Here is a 19145-nt window from a genome sequence, read left to right as displayed (position 1 = left end):
GGACATCGATGAGCGGCATCGGGGAAGGACAGCGGGGACGGTCGTTGGGTCGCAGTGCACCACTACTGGGGGTGCTGCTGATCCTGCTGGCCGGCTGGTTCGGATGGAGCGCGGTGCAGCAATGGCGGCAGGAGGCCAACGGCCAGGCGCTGGAAGAAGCGCGCGACCAGGCCGTGCAGGGCCTGCAGCAGGCCGCTGCAGGCCAGTTGCAGCAGCTGCAGCAGCAGTTGAAGAACGATCGCGTGCAGCAGGCGCTGCAGGCCGGCGATGCCGCTGCAGCGGCGCTGGCCGTGCGCGAGAGCTGGACCGGGGTTGAGCAGGTCGAGGTGCTGACGGCCGATCTGGCCAACGCCTATGCCGATCCGGCCACCTTCGGGTATGCACGCCTGGCCCTGCTGGAAGCGGCGGTGGCTGAGGGCAAACCCAGCCTGCGCGTCGTCCGCGATGGTGGCGGCAATCGCCTGGGCCTGGCTGCGCCAGTGCAGCTGGGCAACCTGGGGCCGGCCGTGATCTATGTCCGCCAGCCGCTGCTGCGGCTGACCTCGCCGCTGGACCAGGTGCGTGCGCCGTCCGCAGGCTTCCTTGGCCTGCGCCAGGGTGGCTTCGATCTGGTCACCCAGGGCGACGCGGGCCTGTCCGAAAGCGCCGAAGCGCTGGCGCGCCCGGTTGCAGGCACGCCGCTGCGACTGGTCGCGTCGGTACCGAATGTCGACGCCGGTCCGCTGGGCCTGGGCGCGCTGGCCAGCGCCATTGTGGCGTTGCTGCTGGCGTTCATTGCCGTGTTGCTGGTGGTGGGACGTGACCGACTGCCGAAGTCGCTGCCCTTGCCGCGCCGCGCCGCAGCGTCCGAGGCCGACCATGGCCCGACCCTGAGCGAGAGCCTGCAGCAGGCGCCGCCACCCGTGGCCGCTGTGACCGGCAGTGGCGATGTCACACCACCGCCGCCACCGCCGGTGCCGGCCGAGGAGCTGGCCGCCGGCATCTTCCGCGCTTATGACATCCGCGGCGTGGTGGGCAGTGAACTGACACCGAAGACCGCGGCGCTGATCGGCCAGGCCATTGGCACCGTGGCACTGGAGCAGGGCCTGCGCGAGGTGGTGATCGGTCGCGATGGCCGCCTGTCCGGTCCCGAGCTGACGGCTGGGCTGGCCGAGGGCCTGCGCCGTGCCGGCTGCGCGGTGATCGACATCGGCCTGGCGCCGACACCGCTGGTGTACTACGCCGCCTTCCATCTGCGTACCGGCACCTGCGTGGCAGTCACCGGCAGCCACAATCCGCCCGAGTACAACGGCTTCAAGGTGGTCATTGGCGGCGAGACGCTGTCCGGCGATGCCATCACCGATCTCTACCAGCGCATCGTCGAGGGCCGCCTGGTGCAGGCCGCCGAGCCCGGTGACTACCAGCAGCGCGATGTCAGTGCCGACTACATCCAGCGCATCGCCGATGACGTGCAGCTGGACCGCCCACTGAAGGTCGTGGCCGATGCCGGCAATGGCGTGGCCGGCGCACTGGCGCCGCAGCTGCTGGAAGCGATCGGCGCCGACGTCATTCCGCTGTACTGCGATGTCGACGGCACCTTCCCCAACCATCATCCCGACCCGAGCGAACCGGCCAACCTGGAAGACCTGGTGCAGACGGTCAAGCGCTTTGGCGCCGATCTCGGCGTGGCCTTCGATGGCGACGGCGACCGGCTGGGCGTGGTGACCGGCGAAGGCCGGATCATCTACGCCGATCGCCTGCTGATGCTGTTCGCTGCCGATGTGTTGATGCGCAATCCGGGCGCGATGGTGATCTACGACGTGAAGTGCACCGGCAAGCTGTCCGACCATGTGCTGCGCAACGGTGGCAGCCCGCTGATGTGGAAGACCGGGCATTCGCTGATGAAGGCGAAGATGCGAGAGACCGATGCCGAGCTGGCCGGCGAGATGAGCGGCCACTTCTTCTTCAAGGAACGCTGGTTCGGTTTCGACGACGGTCTGTACGCCGCTGCGCGATTGCTGGAGATCCTGGCCCAGCGCGAGGAAACCCCGGACGAGGTGCTGGGCGAACTGCCGGAAATGGTCGCCACGCCGGAGCTGAAGGTACCGGTGGCCGACGGGACGCCGCATGCCCTGGTGGCGATGCTGGTGGCGGCGGCGCAGTCGCCGGACAACCCGTATGTGGGTGGCCGCCTGTCGACCATCGATGGGCTGCGCGTGGACTTCGCCGATGGCTGGGGCCTGGTGCGTGCCTCCAATACCACGCCGGTGCTGGTGCTGCGCTTCGAAGGCAACGACGAGGCCGCACTGGAACGCATCCAGGCCCTGTTCCGTAGCCAGCTGCAACCAGTGCTGGGCGACACCCCGCTGGGGTTCTGAACGATCCTGGTGGGTGCCGACCGTTGGTCGGCACGCCTTGCCCGCTCTTGGTAGGTGTCGACCCTGGTCGACACACCCTCACCCCTTGAACCGCAACCCCACGCCCGGCTCGGTGAACAGGTAGCGCGAATCCAGCGCCGAATCGCCCAGCTTGTGTCGCAGCTTGCCGACCAGGATGCGCAGGTAGTGGGTGTCGTGCTGGTGGGTCGGGCCCCAGATCTCCTGCAGGATCTGCGGCTGGGTCACCACCCGGCCGGCATTGCGCAGCAGCAGCGACAGCAGCGCGTATTCCTTGCGGGTCAACGCCACCGGTTCACCCTGCAGGGCGACTTCGCGACGCACCAGGTCCACGTGCAGGTGGCCATCATCGAACACCGGCGGCGTGCCATCGGTCGGCACGCTGCGCGTGCGCAGCAGCGCCCGCACGCGCGCCATCAGTTCCTGCGTGCCGAACGGCTTGGTCACATAGTCGTTGGCGCCGGTATCCAGTGCGCGCACCTTCTCGGCTTCGCCGGCGCGCACGGTCAGCATGATCACCGGCACCTGGCTCCACTGGCGCAGCTGTTCCAGGACCTCATGGCCTTCCATGTCCGGCAGGCCAATGTCCAGGATCACCAGGTCCATGTCTTCGCTGGCGGCCAGCTGCAGGCCTTCCTGGCCGGTGGCGGCCTGCCGCACCTGGTAGCCCTGCGCGCGCAGGCTGATGTCCAGGAACCGGCGGATCTGGGTTTCATCGTCGATCACCAGCACGCGTGCGGCCGGCACGCTGGCATCAATCGGGGTCGGGCTCATCGTGGGAGGCTGGCTTGAGCAGGGGCAGGGTGATGCGGATCAGGGTACCGCGACCGTCGCGTCCGGGCAGCGCCTGCACGCTGCCGCCATGTGCGCCGATCATGCCCTGGCAGATGGTCAGGCCCAGGCCGGTGCCGTGGCGGCCTCGGTCGCCACGCTCGACGCTGTAGAACATGTCGAAGATGCGCGCGCGCTCGTCATCGGGAATGCCGGGGCCGGCATCGATCACGTCGATGCGCAGCTGGCCGTCCAGCTCGCGCGCCTGTACCTGCACGGCGGCGTCGGGCGGCGAGAACTTGGCCGCGTTCTCCATCACGTTGAACACGGCCTGTTCGACCAGCGCCGGGTGCACCCAGATCGGTGCCAGCGTGGCTGGGATGTCCAGCTCCAGCCGCACCTTTGGCTGGTAGCGCTGCAGTCGCCGTGCCGCCGAGCCGATCAGCTCGTCCACGCCGATCCAGTCGCGGTTGATCTTCAGCCCTTCATGACCCAGCCGGGTCATGTCCAGCAGATTCTGGATGTAGCGGTCCAGCCGTTCGCCCTCGACCAGGATGGTGTCCAGCAAAGCACGGCGATCGGCTGTATCCATGGCCGCACCGTAGCTGGCCAGGCTGTCGGCCGACCCGATCATCGCCGCCAATGGCGAGCGCAGGTCGTGCGACACCGAGGAGAGCAGCGCCGAGCGCAGCCGCTCGGTCTCGTTGCTGACGTGTGCCTGCTCCAGTTCCGCCACCAGCCGGGTACGCAGCGCGGCCTGTGCGATGTCATCGACCATCGCTTCGGCCAGCTGCCGCTGTTCGGGCAGCAGGCGCGCCTGTGCGCCGGGCAGGTACAGGCCGGCCACGCCGATCGCACGGTCTTCGCCGTCCAGCAACGGCAGGAACCACCATTGCGCACCGGCCAGGGTATCGGTGAAGCGCCCACTGGGCTGGCCGTGGCGCAGTGCCCAGTCGGCGGCAGCCAGGTCGGTATCGCCAGGCTGGTTGCGGCCACCGGCGGCGGTATCGGTGCCGATCCGCAGCCACGCCGGCACGTCCAGGGCCTGCTCCAGCGCATGCCGGCCTGCCTGTGCCACCTCGCCGTTGCCGGCCGCGCTGGCCAGCTGACGGCCCAGCTGCTGGCGCGCACGCGCATGGCGGTTGGCCGCACGCAGCGCAATCACCTGCATGCGCAGGCGCGAGGCCAGGCGCCCGGCCACCAGTGCGGCGGCCAGGAACAGGAACACGGTGATCACGCCCTGGCGTGCACCGATGGCGAAGGTGAAGCGCGGCGCGATGAACAGGAAGTTGTAGGCCAGGAAGCACAGGATCGCGGCCATCACCGCCACGCTGGCGCGCGTGCGTGCAGCCACCAGCACCACCGCGACGATGAACACCATCGACAGGTCGGCCATGCCCACCCAGTGTTCGGCAAGCCACGCCACCGCACAGGCCAGCGCGGTAGCGATCAGGGCTTGTGCCGGTTCATGACTGATACCGCGCATTGGCGGCAGCAGGCTCTCGCGGCGCGAGCGTGCGCGTGCCTGCGGCGTGCTGATGATGGTGATCTCGTAATGCGCGCCACGCTGGATCAGCTGCTGGGTCAGGGTGCGGTTGAACATCCGTGCCAGTGGACGTTCGCGGGTCCGGCCCAGCACCAGGGTCGACACGCCGTTGTGTGCGGCATGATCGAGCAGGGCATCGGCGATGCTCGATCCATGCAGCAGTTCGGCGTCGCCGCCCAGCCGCCGTGCCAGCGCGAAGGCCGCATCGATCTCGCGCCGGGTCGCCTCGTCCTGGCGCCGGCCCTGCACGGTCACTACCGTCCACGGTGCGTCGCGGCGCTCTGCGATGCGCCGCGCCACGCGCACCAGGTATTCGCTCTGGCCGCCCCCGTCGATGGCCACGAGAACGCCGCGACGCAGGGGCAGATTGCCTTCGCCACGCGCGGCGCGGGTTTCGCGCAGACTGCTGTCGACGCGGTCGGCGGCTTCCTGCATCGCCAGTTCGCGCAGCGCGGTCAGGTTGGCCGGTGAGAAGAACGCCTGCAGTGCCTGAGCGGCCTGTTCGGGCACATAGACCTTGCCCTGCTGCAGGCGAGCGATCAGTTCGCGCGGCGGCAGATCGACCAGCACGATGTCGTGCAGGCGGTCGAGCACGCCGTCGGGCACGGTCTCGCTGACGCGCACGCCGGTGATCCGCATCACCACGTCGTTGAGGCTTTCCAGATGCTGGATGTTGACCGTGGTCCAGACGTCGATGCCGGCGTCCAGCAGCTCCATCACATCCTGCCAGCGCCGCTCATGGCGGCTGCCCGGTGCATTGCGGTGGGCCAGTTCATCCACCAGCACCAGCGCCGGATGCCGTGCCAGCACGGCATCCAGGTCCATCTCCTGCAGGACATGGCCGTGATAGGCCACGTCCTTCAGCGGCAGCTGCGGCAGGCCCTCCAGCAGGGCCTGGGTATCGGTGCGTCCATGGGTTTCCACCAGGCCCACCACCAGGTCGACGCCGCGGCGCAGCTGTTCCTGCGCGCGGGTCAGCATGGTGTAGGTCTTGCCCACGCCCGGCGCCGCACCGAGGAACACGGTCAGCTTGCCGCCGGCTTCGCGTTGCAGGCCTTCAACCAGGGCATCGGCCTGGCGGGTACGTGCATCAGTCATGGGGGCCGCTGTCATGGCCACCATTGTGCGCGCAGCGGGTACAGACCGGCATCACGGCGTCTTGGCCGCATGGTCCAGCGCGAAGTTCAGCGTCACCACGTTCACCCGTGGCTGGCCGAACAGGCCCCACTGGCGCCCTTCGGTATGCGCCTGCACCAGTGCCTGCACGCGCTCCACCGGCAGGCCACGGGCACGCGCTACGCGCGCCACCTGCAGCTGTGCGGCGGCCGGCGACAACTGCGGATCGAGACCGCCGCCGGACTGGGTTACCAGATCGGCCGGAACCTGCGCTGGCGCGACACCTTCCCGTGCAGCCACCGCAGCGGTGCTGGCAGCGACGCGCTCGGCCAGCGCGGGATTGCTGCGCGCCAGGTTGGAACCGGCCGCGGCCATCGGGTCGTAGTTGGCCGCCGACGGACGCGCCTGGAAGTAGCCGTCAGCGGTGAACGGCTGCGCCAGCCACGCCGAGCCGCGCACCTGGCCGTTGCCGTCGCGCAGCAGGCTGCCCTCGGCCTGGGTCGGGTAGGCCAGGCCGGCGAAGCCGGTGGCGATGCCGGCGTAGACCGCGCCGGCCAGCAGCAGGGTGGCCAGGCCCAGGCCGATCGCCGGGCGCCAGCTTGCGCCATCCTGCAGGCTCGCCACGCGGGCCTCGGCTTTCTGTCCGCGGGGAAGGGAAGACGAAGTGGAAACAGTACGGTTCATGCGCCGAATACCAGGACAAGAAGGAGGTCGATCGCCTTGATCGCCGCGAACGGCAGCAGCACGCCGCCGAGGCCGTACACCAGCATGTTCCGGCGCAGCAGCGCCGTTGCGGTGGCCGGGCGGAAGCGCACGCCACGCAGGGCGAGCGGAATCAGGGCGGGAATCACCAGGGCGTTGAAGATCAGTGCCGCCAGCACTGCGTTGCGCGGGCTCGACAGCTGCATCACGTTCAGTGCGGCCATGGTCGGCACGGCCGCGGCGAACAGCGCCGGCAGGATCGCGAAGTACTTGGAGACGTCGTTGGCCAGCGAGAAGGTGGTCAGCGCGCCGCGGGTGATCAGCTGCTGCTTGCCCACTTCCACCACCGCCAGCAGCTTGGCCGGGTCCGAATCGAGGTCGACCATGTTGCCGGCCTCCTTCGCCGCCTGCGTGCCGGAGTTCATCGCCAGACCGATGTCGGCCTGGGCCAGTGCCGGGGCGTCGTTGGTGCCGTCACCGACCATTGCCACCAGCCGGCCACCGGCCTGTTCCTGGCGGATGCGCGCCAGCTTGTCCTCCGGGCGGGCCTCGGCGATGTAGTCATCGACGCCGGCTTCGGCAGCGATGGCAGCGGCGGTCAGCGGGTTGTCGCCGGTGATCATCACCGTGCGGATGCCCATCGCGCGCAGCTGCGCGAACTTCTCGCGCATGCCGTGCTTGACCACGTCCGACAGCTCGATCACGCCCAGCACGTGGCGACCCTCGGCCACCACCAGCGGGGTGGCGCCATTGCGCGCCACCTGCTCGACGCGACCGGCCAGTTCCGCCGGCACGTTGCCGCCCAGCGTCTGTACGTGGGCGCGGATCGCATCGGCGGCACCCTTGCGGATCTGCCGGCCATGTTCCAGATCGACGCCGGACATGCGGGTCTGTGCACTGAACGCCAGGTACTCGGCATGGTCCGGCTCGGCGGTGGCGCAACCCTGCTCGCGCGCCAGGCGTACGATCGACTTGCCTTCCGGGGTCGGGTCGGCCAGCGAGGACAGCAGCGCCGCTTCACGCAGCTGACTGGCGTCGATGCCGGCCAACGGATGGAAGTGGCTGGCCTGGCGGTCGCCGTAGGTGATGGTGCCGGTCTTGTCCAGCAGCAGCACGTCGACGTCGCCGGCCACTTCCACCGCCTTGCCCGACTTGGCCAGCACGTTGGCAGCCAGCGCACGGTTCATGCCGGCGATGCCGATGGCCGGCAGCAGGCCGCCGATGGTGGTCGGGATCAGGCATACCAGCAGCGCGATCAGCAGCAGCGGATCGACCTGCACGCCTACCGCCGCGCCGATCGCCGGCAGCGTCGCCACCACCACCAGGAAGGTCAGCGTCATCGCTGCCAGCAACAGGGTCAGCGCGATCTCGTTCGGCGTCTTCTGACGGTTGGCACCTTCCACCAGCGCGATCATCCGGTCCAGGAAGCTGTGCCCCGGCTCGGCGGTCACCCGCACGATGATCTGGTCGGACAGCACCTTGGTGCCGCCGATCACGCCGGAACGGTCGGTACCGGCCTCGCGCAGCACCGGGGCGGATTCGCCGGTCACCGCCGCCTCGTTGATGGTGGCCAGGCCCTGCACGATCTCGCCATCGGCCGGCACCAGCTCACCGGCACTGACGATCACATGGTCGCCCGGGCGCAGCTCGGCGGCAGGTACCTGGGTTTCCGCAGCCCCCGGCTGCGGCGCGGCCAGGCGGCGCGCCACCAGATCCTGGCGAGCGCGGCGCAGCGATGCGGCCTGGCCACGGCCACGCGCCTCGGCCACTGCTTCGGCGAAATTGCCGAACAACACGGTCACCAGCAGGATCGCGGTCACCGCCAGGCCGAAGCCCAGCGGCGCATTGCCGGTCAGTGTGACGATGGCGGCGACGATCGTGCCGGCCATCACCACCGCCATCACCGGGCTGCGCACCAGGTGCATCGGCGATAGCTTGCGTACTGCTTCGACCAGCGCACGGCGCAGGCCGGCGCCATCAAGCAGCGCAGGGCGCGGGGCAAGGGAACTACGGGTGGAACTTGCGTGGGTACTCATCGGGGTGTCCTTAGTGCAGTCCCAGGCTGAGGTGGTCGGCGATCGGGCCGAGTACCAGCGCCGGCATGAACTGCAGCACGGTCAGGATGACGATCACCGAGACCAGGGTCAGGGCGAAGGTCGGGGTTTCGATCTGCAGGCTGCCGGCAGACTCCGGCGCCTGGCGCTTGGCGGCCAGTTGCGCGGCCACCACCAGCGGGATGATCAGCAGCGGGAAGCGGCCCAGCAGCAGCACCAGCGAGCAGCTCAGGTTCCACCACAGCGTGGCGTCGCCCAGCCCCTCGAAGCCCGAGCCGTTGTTGGCGTAGGCCGAGACGTACTCGTAGAACACCTGGCTGATGCCATGGAAGCCCGGGTTGGAGGTAGCGGCCAGCCCGGGCACGGCCAGGGTGATCGCGGTGAACACCAGCAGGGTGATCGGCTGCAGCAGCACCAGCAGGGCCAGCAGGCGTACCTGTGGCGTCTCCAGCTTGCGGCCGAACAGTTCCGGCGTACGTCCGGTCATCAACCCGGCCAGGAACACGCCCAGCAGCAGGTACACGATGAACTGCTGCAGGCCACAGCCGATGCCGCCCCAGATCGCGCTGACCAGCATGTTGACCATCGCGATGCCGCCACTCAGCGGCGCCAGCGAGTCATGCATGCCGTTGACCGAGCCGTTGGAGACCTGGGTGGTCACCGCCGCCCACAGCGCCGTGCCGTCGGCGCCGAAGCGCACCTCCTTGCCTTCCATCAGCAGCGGCGTGGCGGCGCTGGCACTGTGCCCTTCGCTCCACACCATCGCGCCGGTGGACAGCAGCGACATGCCCAGCATGCAGCTGAACACCAGGGCGCCGAACCGGCGCCGGCCGGTGAACGCACCGATCATGAAGATCACCGCCATCGGCACCAGCAGGATGCCGACGATCTCCAGCGCGTTCGACAGCGGGGTCGGGTTCTCCAGCGGGAAGCTGCTGTTCGGGCCGTACCAGCCGCCACCGTTGGCGCCCAGCTGCTTGGCCGCGACCATCGCCGCCACCGGGCCCAGCGGCAGCTTCTGTCCGGCCATGCCGGCGCTGGCATCGATCGGCGTGGCCTGCGGGCCACCGGCCATCGTCGACGGCACGCCCTGGCTGGTCAGCAGCAGGGTCCACACCAGGCACAGCGGCAACAGGAAGCGCACGCACAGGCGCACCACGTCCACGTAGTAGTTGCCCACCGCCACCTGGCGGTCATCGCCGGTACTGGTGGCCGCCGCAGCCTGCGGCGCACGCGAGAACAACGCGCGCAGCGTCGCCACCGCCAGCGCCAGGCCCATCATCGGTGTCACCACCTGCAGGCCGGTGATGCCGGTCATCTGCGAGAGGTAGGACAGCTGCGCCTGGCCCGAATAGTGCTGCTGGTTGGTGTTGGTCAGGAACGAGATCATCGTGTGCAGCGCGGTGTCCCAGCGCATGTTCGGGATCTGGTCCGGATTCAACGGCAACCAGGCCTGGGTCATGAACACCGCCTGGGTCAGTACGGCGACCACCACGTTGCTCAGGACGAAGGCCAGCACGTAGCCGCGCCAGGACATCGCGCGCGAGGGATCGACGCCGAACACCTTGTACAACGGCTTTTCGATCCAGTTGAACAGCACGTCGGCCTTCATCGGCGTGCCGCGCATCACGCGCGCCAGGTACAGGCCCAGCGGCCACGCCAGCAACAGGCTGGCGGCAATAATCACAAGCATCTCGGTCATGGCAGGCTCCGCTCAGAATGACTCGGGCCGCAGCACGACATAAAGGAGATAGGCGGCGGCGACCAGCACCAGCACGCCACACAACAACGACAGCCAGGGGGACATTGCAATAGCGTCCTGGTGGAACCCCTCCACCTCAGGCCGTCATCGTCGTCCTGCCGCCCATAAACGCACTACGCGCCGGACCGTGCCGACGCGTAAAGAGTGCATAAATTCCGTGGGCCAAGCCGTAACCAGGCGCCGCCTACTGTACAGCCGGGCCCATGCTGGGCTGCTCTTTCCCAAGGTCACGCGGAGCCGAGCATGGGCTCGGCTCTACAAGCGAATCACGGGGCCTGGCTCGTCGGTGCCACGCCCTTCAGCTCGCGATAGCGCTGCAGGGTGCTTTCAATTTCCGCCTTCAGCGCCTGCTGCTGCTGCAGGAACCCGGCCTGCAGGCGCTGCTGCGCCTGCAACTGCACGTGCCGCTGACGGATCGCCTCGGCCTGCTTGTCGGCGACCTTGCCACCGGCCAGTTCTCGGTCACCGGCGGCCGACAGCAGCGCCACCAGTGATTCGCGCAGGCTGGTGACGTTGTACTCGGCGGTCTTGAGGTTGTTGTCCAGCACTTCCTGGCGCTCGGCGAACACCCGGCGCAGGTCCTCCTCGCTGCCATAGGTGGACAGCATCGCCTGCTCGGTACGCTGGCGGGTCTGCTCGGCCATCAGGTCCAGCTGCTGCTGCTGCGCCTGGGTGCTGGCCGCGGCGCGCTCTTCGTCGGTCAACGCGCGCTGGACCTGCGCATTGCGCAGGCCGCTCTTCGCGTTGAACTCCTCGCGGGCGTGATTGACCGCATCGGCTGGCAGCGAATCGCTGCAGATCCGCTCCTTGCCCTCGTTCCAGCAATACAGCTTCTTTTCCACTTTGCCGCCGTCGCGCGACTGCGCCGGCACGGTGGACGGCACGGCCAGCAGCAGGCCGGCAAAGAGAACGGCAGGAACTCGGGACATGACCTTTCCCCTGGGTCGGTCAGCGGATCGAACGGACGCCGTACTGGGCCCGGTAGGCTTCCAGCGGCTGGCGGTAACCCACAAGTTCCGGGTTGCCGGAGGCGAAATCAAGCAGATCGGCCAGCGACGCCACGGCGATCACCGGAATCCCGGCCTCTTCGGCCACCGACTGCGCCGCCGAGCGGCGGTCGGTTTCCGAGGCGATCTCCTGGCGGTCCAGGGCTACCACGATGCCGGCTGGGGTGCCGCCGGCAGCGCGGATGATGCCCAGCGCTTCGCGGATCGCGGTACCGGCGGTGATCACGTCGTCGACGATCAGCACGCGCTTGCCATTCATGTCGGCGCCGATCAGCTGGCCACCTTCGCCGTGGTCCTTGGCTTCCTTGCGGTTGAATGACAGCGGCAGGTCGCGGCCGCGCTGGGCGAGCTCGCAGGCCATCGCGGTGGCCAGCGGGATGCCCTTGTAGGCCGGGCCGAACACCACGTCGTACTTGATCCCGCTGGCATCGATGGCATCGGCATAGCAGGCGCCGAGCTGGGACAGCAGCGAACCGGAGTCGAAACGGCCGGCGTTGAAGAAATAGGGGCTCAGCCGGCCGGACTTGAGGGTGAACTGGCCGAAGCGCAGGGCGTCGGCGGTCAGGGCCAGCTGCAGGAAACGGTGGCGGTGGTCGCTCATCAAAACTCGATTCATCTTCATTTGGAGCACAAATCCTAATCCAGCTGGGCGTTTCGCGCTCGTCCGGCCCCGCGTGAACGGTGTCGCGGCGCTGCCTGGCGGACTGCGCAGCCCCACAGGCAACCGGTATGCTTGCCCGGTTTCCCGCCGCAGGTCCCCGCATGCGCATCATCAGTTTCAACGCCAATGGCATCCGTTCCGCCGCGACCAAGGGCTTCCTGGACTGGTTCCGTGCCCAGGACGCCGACGTCCTGTGCATCCAGGAAACCAAGGCCCAGGAAGACCAGCTGACCGACCCGATGTTCCGTCCGGATGGCCATCACTGCTTCTACCGCGACGCCATCACCAAGAAGGGCTACAGCGGCGTGGCGATCTACAGCAGGCGCGAGCCGGACCAGGTCATCACCTCGCTGGGCTGGGCCCCGTTCGACGACGAAGGCCGCTACATCGAGGCGCGCTACGGCAATCTCAGCGTGGTCTCCTTCTATATTCCCTCCGGCAGCTCGGGTGACCTGCGCCAGGGCTTCAAGTTCGAAGTGATGGAATGGCTGCGCCCGATCCTGGAGGAGTGGGCGCGCAGCGGCCGCGACTACGTGCTGTGCGGCGACTGGAACATCGTGCGTTCGGCGCTGGACATCAAGAACTGGAAGTCCAACCAGAAGAATTCCGGCTGCCTGCCGGAGGAGCGCGACTGGCTCAACGCCCTCTGCGCCGACCACGGCCAGGCCACCGATGTCGCCGCCGGCCGCGGTTGGGCCGATGCCTACCGCCTGCTCAATCCCGCCGGCGAGGACTACACCTGGTGGAGCAACCGCGGCGCCGCCCGCGCCAACAACGTCGGTTGGCGCATCGACTACCAGTTCATCACGCCGGGCTTGCGCGACAAACTGCGTAGCTGTTCGATCTACCGCGACGAGCGCTTCTCCGACCACGCCCCGTTCACCGTGGACTACGACCTGTGACTGAGGCCGCCAAGCCGCGCCGACCGTGGCAGCAGGTGTTGTCCAACCTGAGCCAGCGCAAGGTGCTGGCGATGCTGCTGCTCGGTTTCAGTTCGGGCCTGCCCATCTATCTGGTGGGCAACACGCTCGGCTTCTGGATGCGCAAGGAAGGCATCGAGCTGAGCACGATCGGTTTCCTGTCATGGGTCGGGCTGGCCTACACCATGAAGTTCCTGTGGGCGCCGATCGTCGACAAGACCGACGTGCCTCTGTTCGGTCGTTTTGGCCGCCGCCGCGGCTGGATGCTGCTGTCGCAGCTGGTCGTAGTGGTGGGCCTTGTCGGCATGGCGCTGGTCCAGCCCAAGGGCGGCCAGATCCAGTTCCTGGGCATCGCCTGGCAGCACATCGTCGTGTTCGGCGTAATGGCCGTGATCGTGGCGTTTGCTTCGGCCACCCAGGACATCGTCATCGATGCCTGGCGCATTGAAAGTGCTGACAACAGCGAGCAGCTTGGCCTGCTGACCTCATCCTCGGCATTGGGCTACCGCACTGCCTTGCTGGTCACCGATGCACTGATCCTGATCATCGCGGCCCGTGTTGGCTGGCAGGTCTCCTACGAGATCATGGCCGTGCTGATGGCGCTTGGCGTGGTAGCCGTGGTCATGGCCCGTGAACCCGCGCGGGAAGTGGCTGCCGTGCAGGCACAGGCGACCTCCCTGTGGACGCCGCGCGGCCTGTTCGACGCCGTGGCGGGGCCGTTCATCGCCTTCGTCCGCGAGCATCGCAGCGGCGCGATCCTGATCCTGGTGGCCATCAGCGTCTATCGCATGGCCGACTTCGTCATGGGGCCGATGGCCAACCCCTTCTATGTCGATCTCGGCCTGGACGAGGACACCGTGGGCGCCGTGCGTGGCTCGGTGGGCCTGGTCGCGACCTTCGTTGGCATTGCTGCGGCGGGCCTGGTCTCGGTTCGCTGGGGGGTGCTGGCGGCGCTGATGGTGGGTGCCGTGCTGGGGCCTGCCTCCAACCTGGCATTTGCCTGGCTGGCCTATTCGGGCCCAGACACGACCCATTTTGCTGTGGCCATGGCCATCGACAACTTCGCCAGCGGTTTCGCCGGTACGGCGCTGATCGCCTATATGTCCAGCCTGACCAGCATCGGATACACCGCAACCCAGTACGCGCTGCTGAGTTCGTTCTACGCGATGCCCGGCAAGGCGCTCAAGGGGCTCTCGGGGTGGTCGGTACAGACGCTCGCACAGGGTCGGACGCTGCTGGAAGGCTACGCGCTGTTCTTCGTCGGTACCGCGCTGGTGGCGATCCCGGTGGTGATCCTCTGCGCCCTGCTGATCCTGCAGCAGCGCCGTCGCCAGGCCTCCAGCTCGACCTGATTGCCTGCCCGTCCAGTCTGCGGGATCATCGCCCCCACGCGCCGAGGGGGCGGTGCCTTGCGAACGGGGAAGTGAGCATGGCCGACGTTGTGCTGCGGGACCTGGACCCGCTGCTGCTGGAACGTATCCGACGTGTCGCGGTCGCCCGCGGCTGGACCCATGAACAGACCTGCGCCGCGTTGTTGGAGCAGGGCCTGTTCAGCAGTGAACTGGAGGTCCGCTCCGGTTTCGGCGATCCCGAAGTGGACGCCCTCTCCGATGCGATCGCCGCCCTGCAGGCCTTGCCCGCAGGGCAGGGCTTCGATTAGCGGCTTTGTAGAGCCGAGCCCACGCTCGGCTGCCCGGTGAATCCACGTCATGCGTGGATGGCGCCACCTCACGCCAGGTGGATTGCCCCCAGGATCCGCGGCCCCTTGGCTCCGGTCACGCTCGGCAGGTTGCCGGCCAGCCCGTCCATCGTCCGCTGCGCCAGCCAGGCAAAGCCCATCGCCTCCACGTACTCCGGGTCCAGCCCGTGCACCGCGCTGGACTCCACCTGCACCTCCGGCAGCCGCGCCGCCAGGCGCTTCATCAGCTGCCGGTTGCGTACGCCGCCGCCACAGACCAGCAGGCGCCGGGTCTGCGGCTGCTGCGCCAGCAGCGCATCGGCCACGGTTGCCACGGTCAGCTCCAGCAGGGTGGCCTGCACATCGGCAGCGGCATATTCGCCTTCCTCCATGTGGGCCTCGGCCCAGGCCAGATGGAACTGCTCGCGCCCGGTGCTCTTCGGCGGCGGCAGCGCGAACCACGGGTCCGAACGCCAGCCGGCCAGCAGGCCCTCGTCCACCGCGCCACTGGCGGCATACGCGCCATCGGCATCGAAGGTACGGCCGGTGTGGCGCTGGCACCAGGCATCCATCAGCGCGTTGGCCGGGCCGGTATCGAAGCCACGCACCGCGCCTTCGCGCGGGATCAGGGTCAGGTTGGCGATGCCGCCCAGGTTGAGCACCGCGCGGTCTTCATCGGCGGCACCCAGCATGCCCAGGTGGAAAGCCGGCATCAGCGGCGCGCCATGCCCCCCGGCCGCTACGTCGCGACGGCGGAAGTCGGACACCGTGGTGATTCCGGTCAGTTCGGCGATGCGGTTGCCGTCGCCCAGCTGCACGGTGAACGCCGGATCGGCCAGCGGGCGGTGGCGCACGGTCTGGCCGTGCGAGCCGATCGCGCGCACCTGGCTGCGATCCACGCCGGCTTCGGCCAGCAGCTGGTTGGCAGCCTCGGCGAAGTTGATCGCAATCCGCGCGTCCAGTTCGCCCAGCTCCTCCAGCGAATCCAACGGGCCACCTTCGCCCAGCGCCACCAGCCGCGCGCGCAGCACCGGTTCCCAGCGGGCGGTCAGTCCATGCACGAAGCGGCAGCCTCCGCCCGCGGGAAACTGCACCAGCGCGGCATCGATGCCGTCGGCGCTGGTGCCCGACATCAGGCCAAGGTACAGGGGGGCGTCAGCGTCGGCAGTGGTGTTCATGGCGGGCATAAAAAAAGGACGCGGCAAGCTTGGGCTGCCGCGTCCTCGTTCGTCAACGCAGCGCGCTCAGCCGCGCTTGCGGCCGGTCGACTGCTTGTCCTTGGCGCTGGCCACCTCGGTGGCGGCCTCGTCGCGGCTGGTCGGTGCCGGGCTGGCATCGGCGTAGATCAGCTTCTCCATGCCCTGGATGCGGGCCATCGCCGGCGCGGTCTGCGCGCGGAAGGCGACCAGCTCGGCGCCCTTCAGCGGCTCCGGCGGCGGCATGGTCACGGTCAGCGGGTTGCGGTGCTCGCCGTTGACGCGGAATTCGTAGTGCAGGTGCGGGCCTGTGGCCAGGCCGGTCGAGCCGACGTAGCCGATCACCGTGCCCTGGGCCACGCGCTGGCCGGTCTTGATGTTCGCAAAGCGCGACATGTGCCCGTACAGGGTGGTGTGGCCGCGGCCGTGATCGAGGATCACCACGTTGCCATAGCCGCGCTGCACGCCGGCGAACTGCACGCGGGCATCGCCGGCGGCCATGATCGGCGTGCCGGTACGCGCGGCGTAGTCCACGCCCTTGTGCATGCGCATCTTGCCCAGCACCGGGTGCTTGCGTGCGCCGAAGGTCGAGCTCAGCCGCGCGAACGGGATCGGCATGCGGATGAAGCTCTTCTTCAACGAACGGCCGTTGATGTCGTAGTACTCGGACTTGCCGTTGCGGTCGAAGCGGAAGCCGGAATAGGTCTTGCCCCCGGTGGTGAAGGTCGCCGCCAGGATCTTGCTGGTGTCCACCTTCTCGCCTTCGCGCCAGGTCTCGTCCATCACCACGCTGAAGCGGTCGCCCGGCTGCAGGTCCTTGGAGAAGTCGATGTCGTACTTGAAGATGTCGTCGGTCATCGTCGCGATCGCCGACGGCGACAGCCCGGCCCGGCGGGCCGCGGCATACAGCGAACTGGTGATCTCGCCGCTGGTGACCACGGTACGCGTGGAAGTCTCGCGCCGCGTCACCTTCTCCTTGATGTCATCGCCGGTCAGGCTCAGTTCCACCCGGTTGTCGGCGTCGCGATCGAAGCGGATGCTGCGCAGATCGCCGGACAGCGGCATGTCGAAGGCGATCTCGGCGCCCGGGCGCAGCTTGGTCAGCGCCTCGCGCGCACCGGGGTGCTCCAGCACCCGGTGCAGGGTGCTGGCCGGAATGCCGGCCTTGTCGAACAGATCGCTCAGCGTCTGGCCGCGCTGGATGCGCAGCACCTGCCAGCTGTCGCCCGGCACCTGCTGCTGGCGGGCCATGGTCAACGGCGGCAGCGGCAGCGCCAGACTGGTGTGGCTGTCCGCGTAAGGCGCATCAATGGTGTGCGAGAAACCGGGGACGATCGTCGCCACCAGGGCGCCGATGGTCGCAAACAGGCTGGCGTGCATCCAATGGCGGCGGGTCCAGCGCTCATTGAAGGCGGCGGGAAGGTGTTGCCTGAGCTTCCGATGCAGGGCGTTGTCGTGCAGGACGTGAAGGCGTTCCTGGAAGCGCTGCTTGCGTGCGCGCCCTTGTTCGGAATTGTGCATCGGCGGTCTTTTCCTGGCGGCCCGGGAGCGCGGGCCTGATCGGCGGTTACCATAGACACCTGAGAAAACCGCGTCAAACCCTTGTGCCCATTGGCTTTTGTGAAGCCAATCGGGTTAACTTTGCTTTAACACCCCACACAAGAATCGGCGTTGCCGGGAGTAGTCACGTGTCCTCGATTGAAGAAGCCCTTGCCCTGATCGGCCGCGGTGCCGACGAGATCCTCAAGCTCGAGGATCTGCGTGCGCGCCTGCAGGAGGGCCGCCCGCTGCGGATCAAGGCCGGCTTCGACCCCACCGCGCCCGACCTGCATCTGGGCCACACGGTGCTGCTGAACAAGATGCGCCAGTTCCAGGACCTTGGCCACCAGGTCATTTTCCTGATCGGCGACTTCACCGGCATGATCGGCGATCCCTCGGGCAAGAGCCTGACCCGCAAGCCGCTGAGCCGCGATGACGTGCTGGCCAACGCCCGTACCTATGAGGAACAGGTGTTCAAGGTGCTGGACCGCAGCCGTACCGAAGTCCGCTTCAACTCGGAGTGGTTCGGCAAGATGGGCGCGGCCGACATGATCCGTCTGGCCGGCCAGCACACCGTGGCGCGCATGCTCGAGCGCGACGACTTCGCCAAGCGTTATGCCGCCCAGCAGTCCATCGCCATCCATGAGTTCCTGTACCCGCTGGTGCAGGGCTACGACTCGGTGGCTCTGGAGGCCGACGTCGAGCTGGGCGGTACCGACCAGAAGTTCAACCTGCTGATGGGCCGTGGCCTGCAGGAACACCATGGCCAGAAGCCGCAGGTGGTGCTGACCATGCCGCTGCTGGAGGGCCTGGACGGCGTCAACAAGATGTCCAAGTCGCTGGGCAACTACATTGGTATCAGCGAGCCGGCCATCGACATCGTCACCAAGACCATGAAGGTGGACGACACCCTGATGTGGCGCTGGATCGAGCTGCTGTCCTTCGACATCAGCCAGGCCGAGGCCGTGCAGCTGCGCGAGCAGGTGGCCAATGGCGGCCTGAACCCGCGCGTGGTCAAGCTGCGCCTGGCGCGTGAGCTGGCGACCCGTTTCCACGACGCCGTGGCGGCAGAGCAGGCGATTGCCGGCTGGGAAGCGGCGGTGACCGGGCAGGGCGATATCACCCAGCTGCCGCTGCAGGATGTGGCGATCCCGGCCGAAGGCCTGCGTATTGCCGCGTTGCTGACGGCGGCCGGCCTGACCCCGAGCAACTCCGAAGCCAACCGCAAGCTCAAGGAGCGCGCGGTCAAGGTGGACGGTGAAGTGGTCGAAGACGGCCAGCAGGTGCTGCAGCCCGGCTTCGAAGGCCTGCTGCAGGTCGGCAAGCGCACCTTCGCCCGCGTGCGCCTGGTTGCTGGCTGAGAAGAAGGAAGGGCCGGCGCCAGCCGGCCCTTCCTTCTGCTCTTGTAGGGCCAAGCCCACGCTCGGCTGCTCTTCACGGGTTCCTGCCGCAGCGCGGCGCATGAACAGATGCAACATCCGGTGAAAAAAATCGCCACACCCCCTTCACAAATGATGGGAATGGGGACATACTTCTCCTCCCCCGTCGCAGGGGTCGCCACCAAGGGGCTTCAGCGACAACAGGGCACCCACCACCGCCGAACGAGATGATCGAACGAAGGTGTTGACGGACTGAAAAAGTCTGGCATAATGGGCGGCTCGCTACGAAGGAAACTTCGCAGCACACGGGAGCGGCGCTGAGGCCACTTCCCCGGATCTTTGAAAGTATGCGCAGGTATCTTGTGAAGGCGCCTGCAGGAAGGATGATTGTCCATCTTGCAGACGTTTGATCAAGCAACTATTAATTGTTTTAAAGCAA

15 protein-coding genes are annotated in these 19145 nt (G+C 67.9%); 5 read left to right on the top strand and 10 right to left on the bottom strand.

Going from position 1 to position 19145, the window contains the following annotated elements; genetic code table 11:
- The first annotated feature begins 8 nt into the window (after nucleotides 1-8).
- Nucleotides 9-2357 (top strand): phosphomannomutase/phosphoglucomutase, encoded by a 2349-nt coding sequence (locus tag AB839_RS06530; protein ID WP_061478744.1) that lies wholly within the window; start codon nucleotides 9-11, stop codon nucleotides 2355-2357.
- Between the two features lie 78 nt (nucleotides 2358-2435).
- Here the strand turns inward: AB839_RS06530 and AB839_RS06525 are convergent, their stop codons facing one another.
- The 8 genes from AB839_RS06525 to pyrE all read right to left on the bottom strand — a co-directional run bounded on the left by AB839_RS06525 (nucleotide 2436) and on the right by pyrE (nucleotide 11934).
- Nucleotides 2436-3149 (bottom strand): response regulator transcription factor, encoded by a 714-nt coding sequence (locus tag AB839_RS06525; protein ID WP_005420506.1) that lies wholly within the window; start codon nucleotides 3147-3149, stop codon nucleotides 2436-2438.
- Nucleotides 3130-5790, bottom strand: coding sequence for a sensor histidine kinase KdpD (locus AB839_RS06520; RefSeq protein WP_061478743.1), 2661 nt, complete (start codon nucleotides 5788-5790; stop codon nucleotides 3130-3132). Before AB839_RS06520 ends, AB839_RS06525 begins: the two co-directional genes overlap by 20 nt.
- A gap of 51 nt (nucleotides 5791-5841) precedes the next feature.
- Complete coding sequence (gene kdpC / locus AB839_RS06515) at nucleotides 5842-6492, bottom strand: potassium-transporting ATPase subunit KdpC (protein WP_061478742.1); 651 nt, start codon at nucleotides 6490-6492, stop codon at nucleotides 5842-5844.
- On the bottom strand, nucleotides 6489-8546 hold the full coding sequence (gene kdpB, locus AB839_RS06510) for a potassium-transporting ATPase subunit KdpB (protein ID WP_061478741.1): 2058 nt from the start codon (nucleotides 8544-8546) through the stop codon (nucleotides 6489-6491). The genes kdpC and kdpB overlap by 4 nt, the downstream gene beginning before the upstream one ends.
- Nucleotides 8547-8556: 10 nt before the next feature.
- Nucleotides 8557-10266, bottom strand: coding sequence for a potassium-transporting ATPase subunit KdpA (gene kdpA, locus AB839_RS06505; protein ID WP_061478740.1), 1710 nt, complete (start codon nucleotides 10264-10266; stop codon nucleotides 8557-8559).
- 12 nt (nucleotides 10267-10278) lie between these two features.
- Nucleotides 10279-10371 carry a potassium-transporting ATPase subunit F gene (locus tag AB839_RS06500; protein ID WP_005407770.1) on the bottom strand — a complete coding sequence of 31 codons (93 nt, stop codon included), beginning with the start codon at nucleotides 10369-10371 and terminating at the stop codon, nucleotides 10279-10281.
- A gap of 221 nt (nucleotides 10372-10592) precedes the next feature.
- Nucleotides 10593-11255 (bottom strand): hypothetical protein, encoded by a 663-nt coding sequence (locus AB839_RS06495; protein ID WP_061478739.1) that lies wholly within the window; start codon nucleotides 11253-11255, stop codon nucleotides 10593-10595.
- 19 nt (nucleotides 11256-11274) lie between these two features.
- On the bottom strand, nucleotides 11275-11934 hold the full coding sequence (gene pyrE / locus AB839_RS06490) for an orotate phosphoribosyltransferase (protein WP_005420471.1): 660 nt from the start codon (nucleotides 11932-11934) through the stop codon (nucleotides 11275-11277).
- Nucleotides 11935-12095: 161 nt separating this feature from the next.
- On the opposite strand from pyrE, the gene AB839_RS06485 reads away from it, so the two are divergent.
- The 3 genes from AB839_RS06485 (at nucleotide 12096) to AB839_RS06475 (ending at nucleotide 14574) form a co-directional block, all read left to right on the top strand.
- Nucleotides 12096-12896 carry an exodeoxyribonuclease III gene (locus tag AB839_RS06485; RefSeq protein ID WP_061478738.1) on the top strand — a complete coding sequence of 267 codons (801 nt, stop codon included), beginning with the start codon at nucleotides 12096-12098 and terminating at the stop codon, nucleotides 12894-12896.
- On the top strand, nucleotides 12893-14266 hold the full coding sequence (locus AB839_RS06480; protein ID WP_049455489.1) for a muropeptide MFS transporter: 1374 nt from the start codon (nucleotides 12893-12895) through the stop codon (nucleotides 14264-14266). Before AB839_RS06485 ends, AB839_RS06480 begins: the two co-directional genes overlap by 4 nt.
- A gap of 77 nt (nucleotides 14267-14343) precedes the next feature.
- Nucleotides 14344-14574 (top strand): hypothetical protein, encoded by a 231-nt coding sequence (locus AB839_RS06475; RefSeq protein ID WP_005420465.1) that lies wholly within the window; start codon nucleotides 14344-14346, stop codon nucleotides 14572-14574.
- 68 nt (nucleotides 14575-14642) lie between these two features.
- On the opposite strand, the gene AB839_RS06470 is transcribed toward AB839_RS06475, so the two are convergent.
- Nucleotides 14643-15770, bottom strand: a complete 1128-nt coding sequence (locus tag AB839_RS06470) for an anhydro-N-acetylmuramic acid kinase (RefSeq protein ID WP_081280424.1) — start codon at nucleotides 15768-15770, stop codon at nucleotides 14643-14645.
- Between the two features lie 66 nt (nucleotides 15771-15836).
- Entirely contained in the window at nucleotides 15837-17309 is a 1473-nt protein-coding gene (locus tag AB839_RS06465) for a peptidoglycan DD-metalloendopeptidase family protein (protein WP_061478736.1), read from the bottom strand.
- A gap of 167 nt (nucleotides 17310-17476) precedes the next feature.
- Here AB839_RS06465 and tyrS point away from each other — a divergent pair, with 167 nt between their 5' ends.
- Nucleotides 17477-18688, top strand: coding sequence for a tyrosine--tRNA ligase (gene tyrS / locus AB839_RS06460; protein WP_005420460.1), 1212 nt, complete (start codon nucleotides 17477-17479; stop codon nucleotides 18686-18688).
- The last annotated feature ends 457 nt before the right edge of the window (nucleotides 18689-19145 follow it).

It is taken from the genome of Stenotrophomonas sp. DDT-1 (assembly GCF_001580555.1).
Classification (GTDB): Bacteria; Pseudomonadota; Gammaproteobacteria; order Xanthomonadales; family Xanthomonadaceae; genus Stenotrophomonas; species Stenotrophomonas sepilia.
The sequence above is the reverse complement of the archived record's forward strand: the minus strand, read 5'-3'. Positions and strand labels throughout refer to the sequence as shown.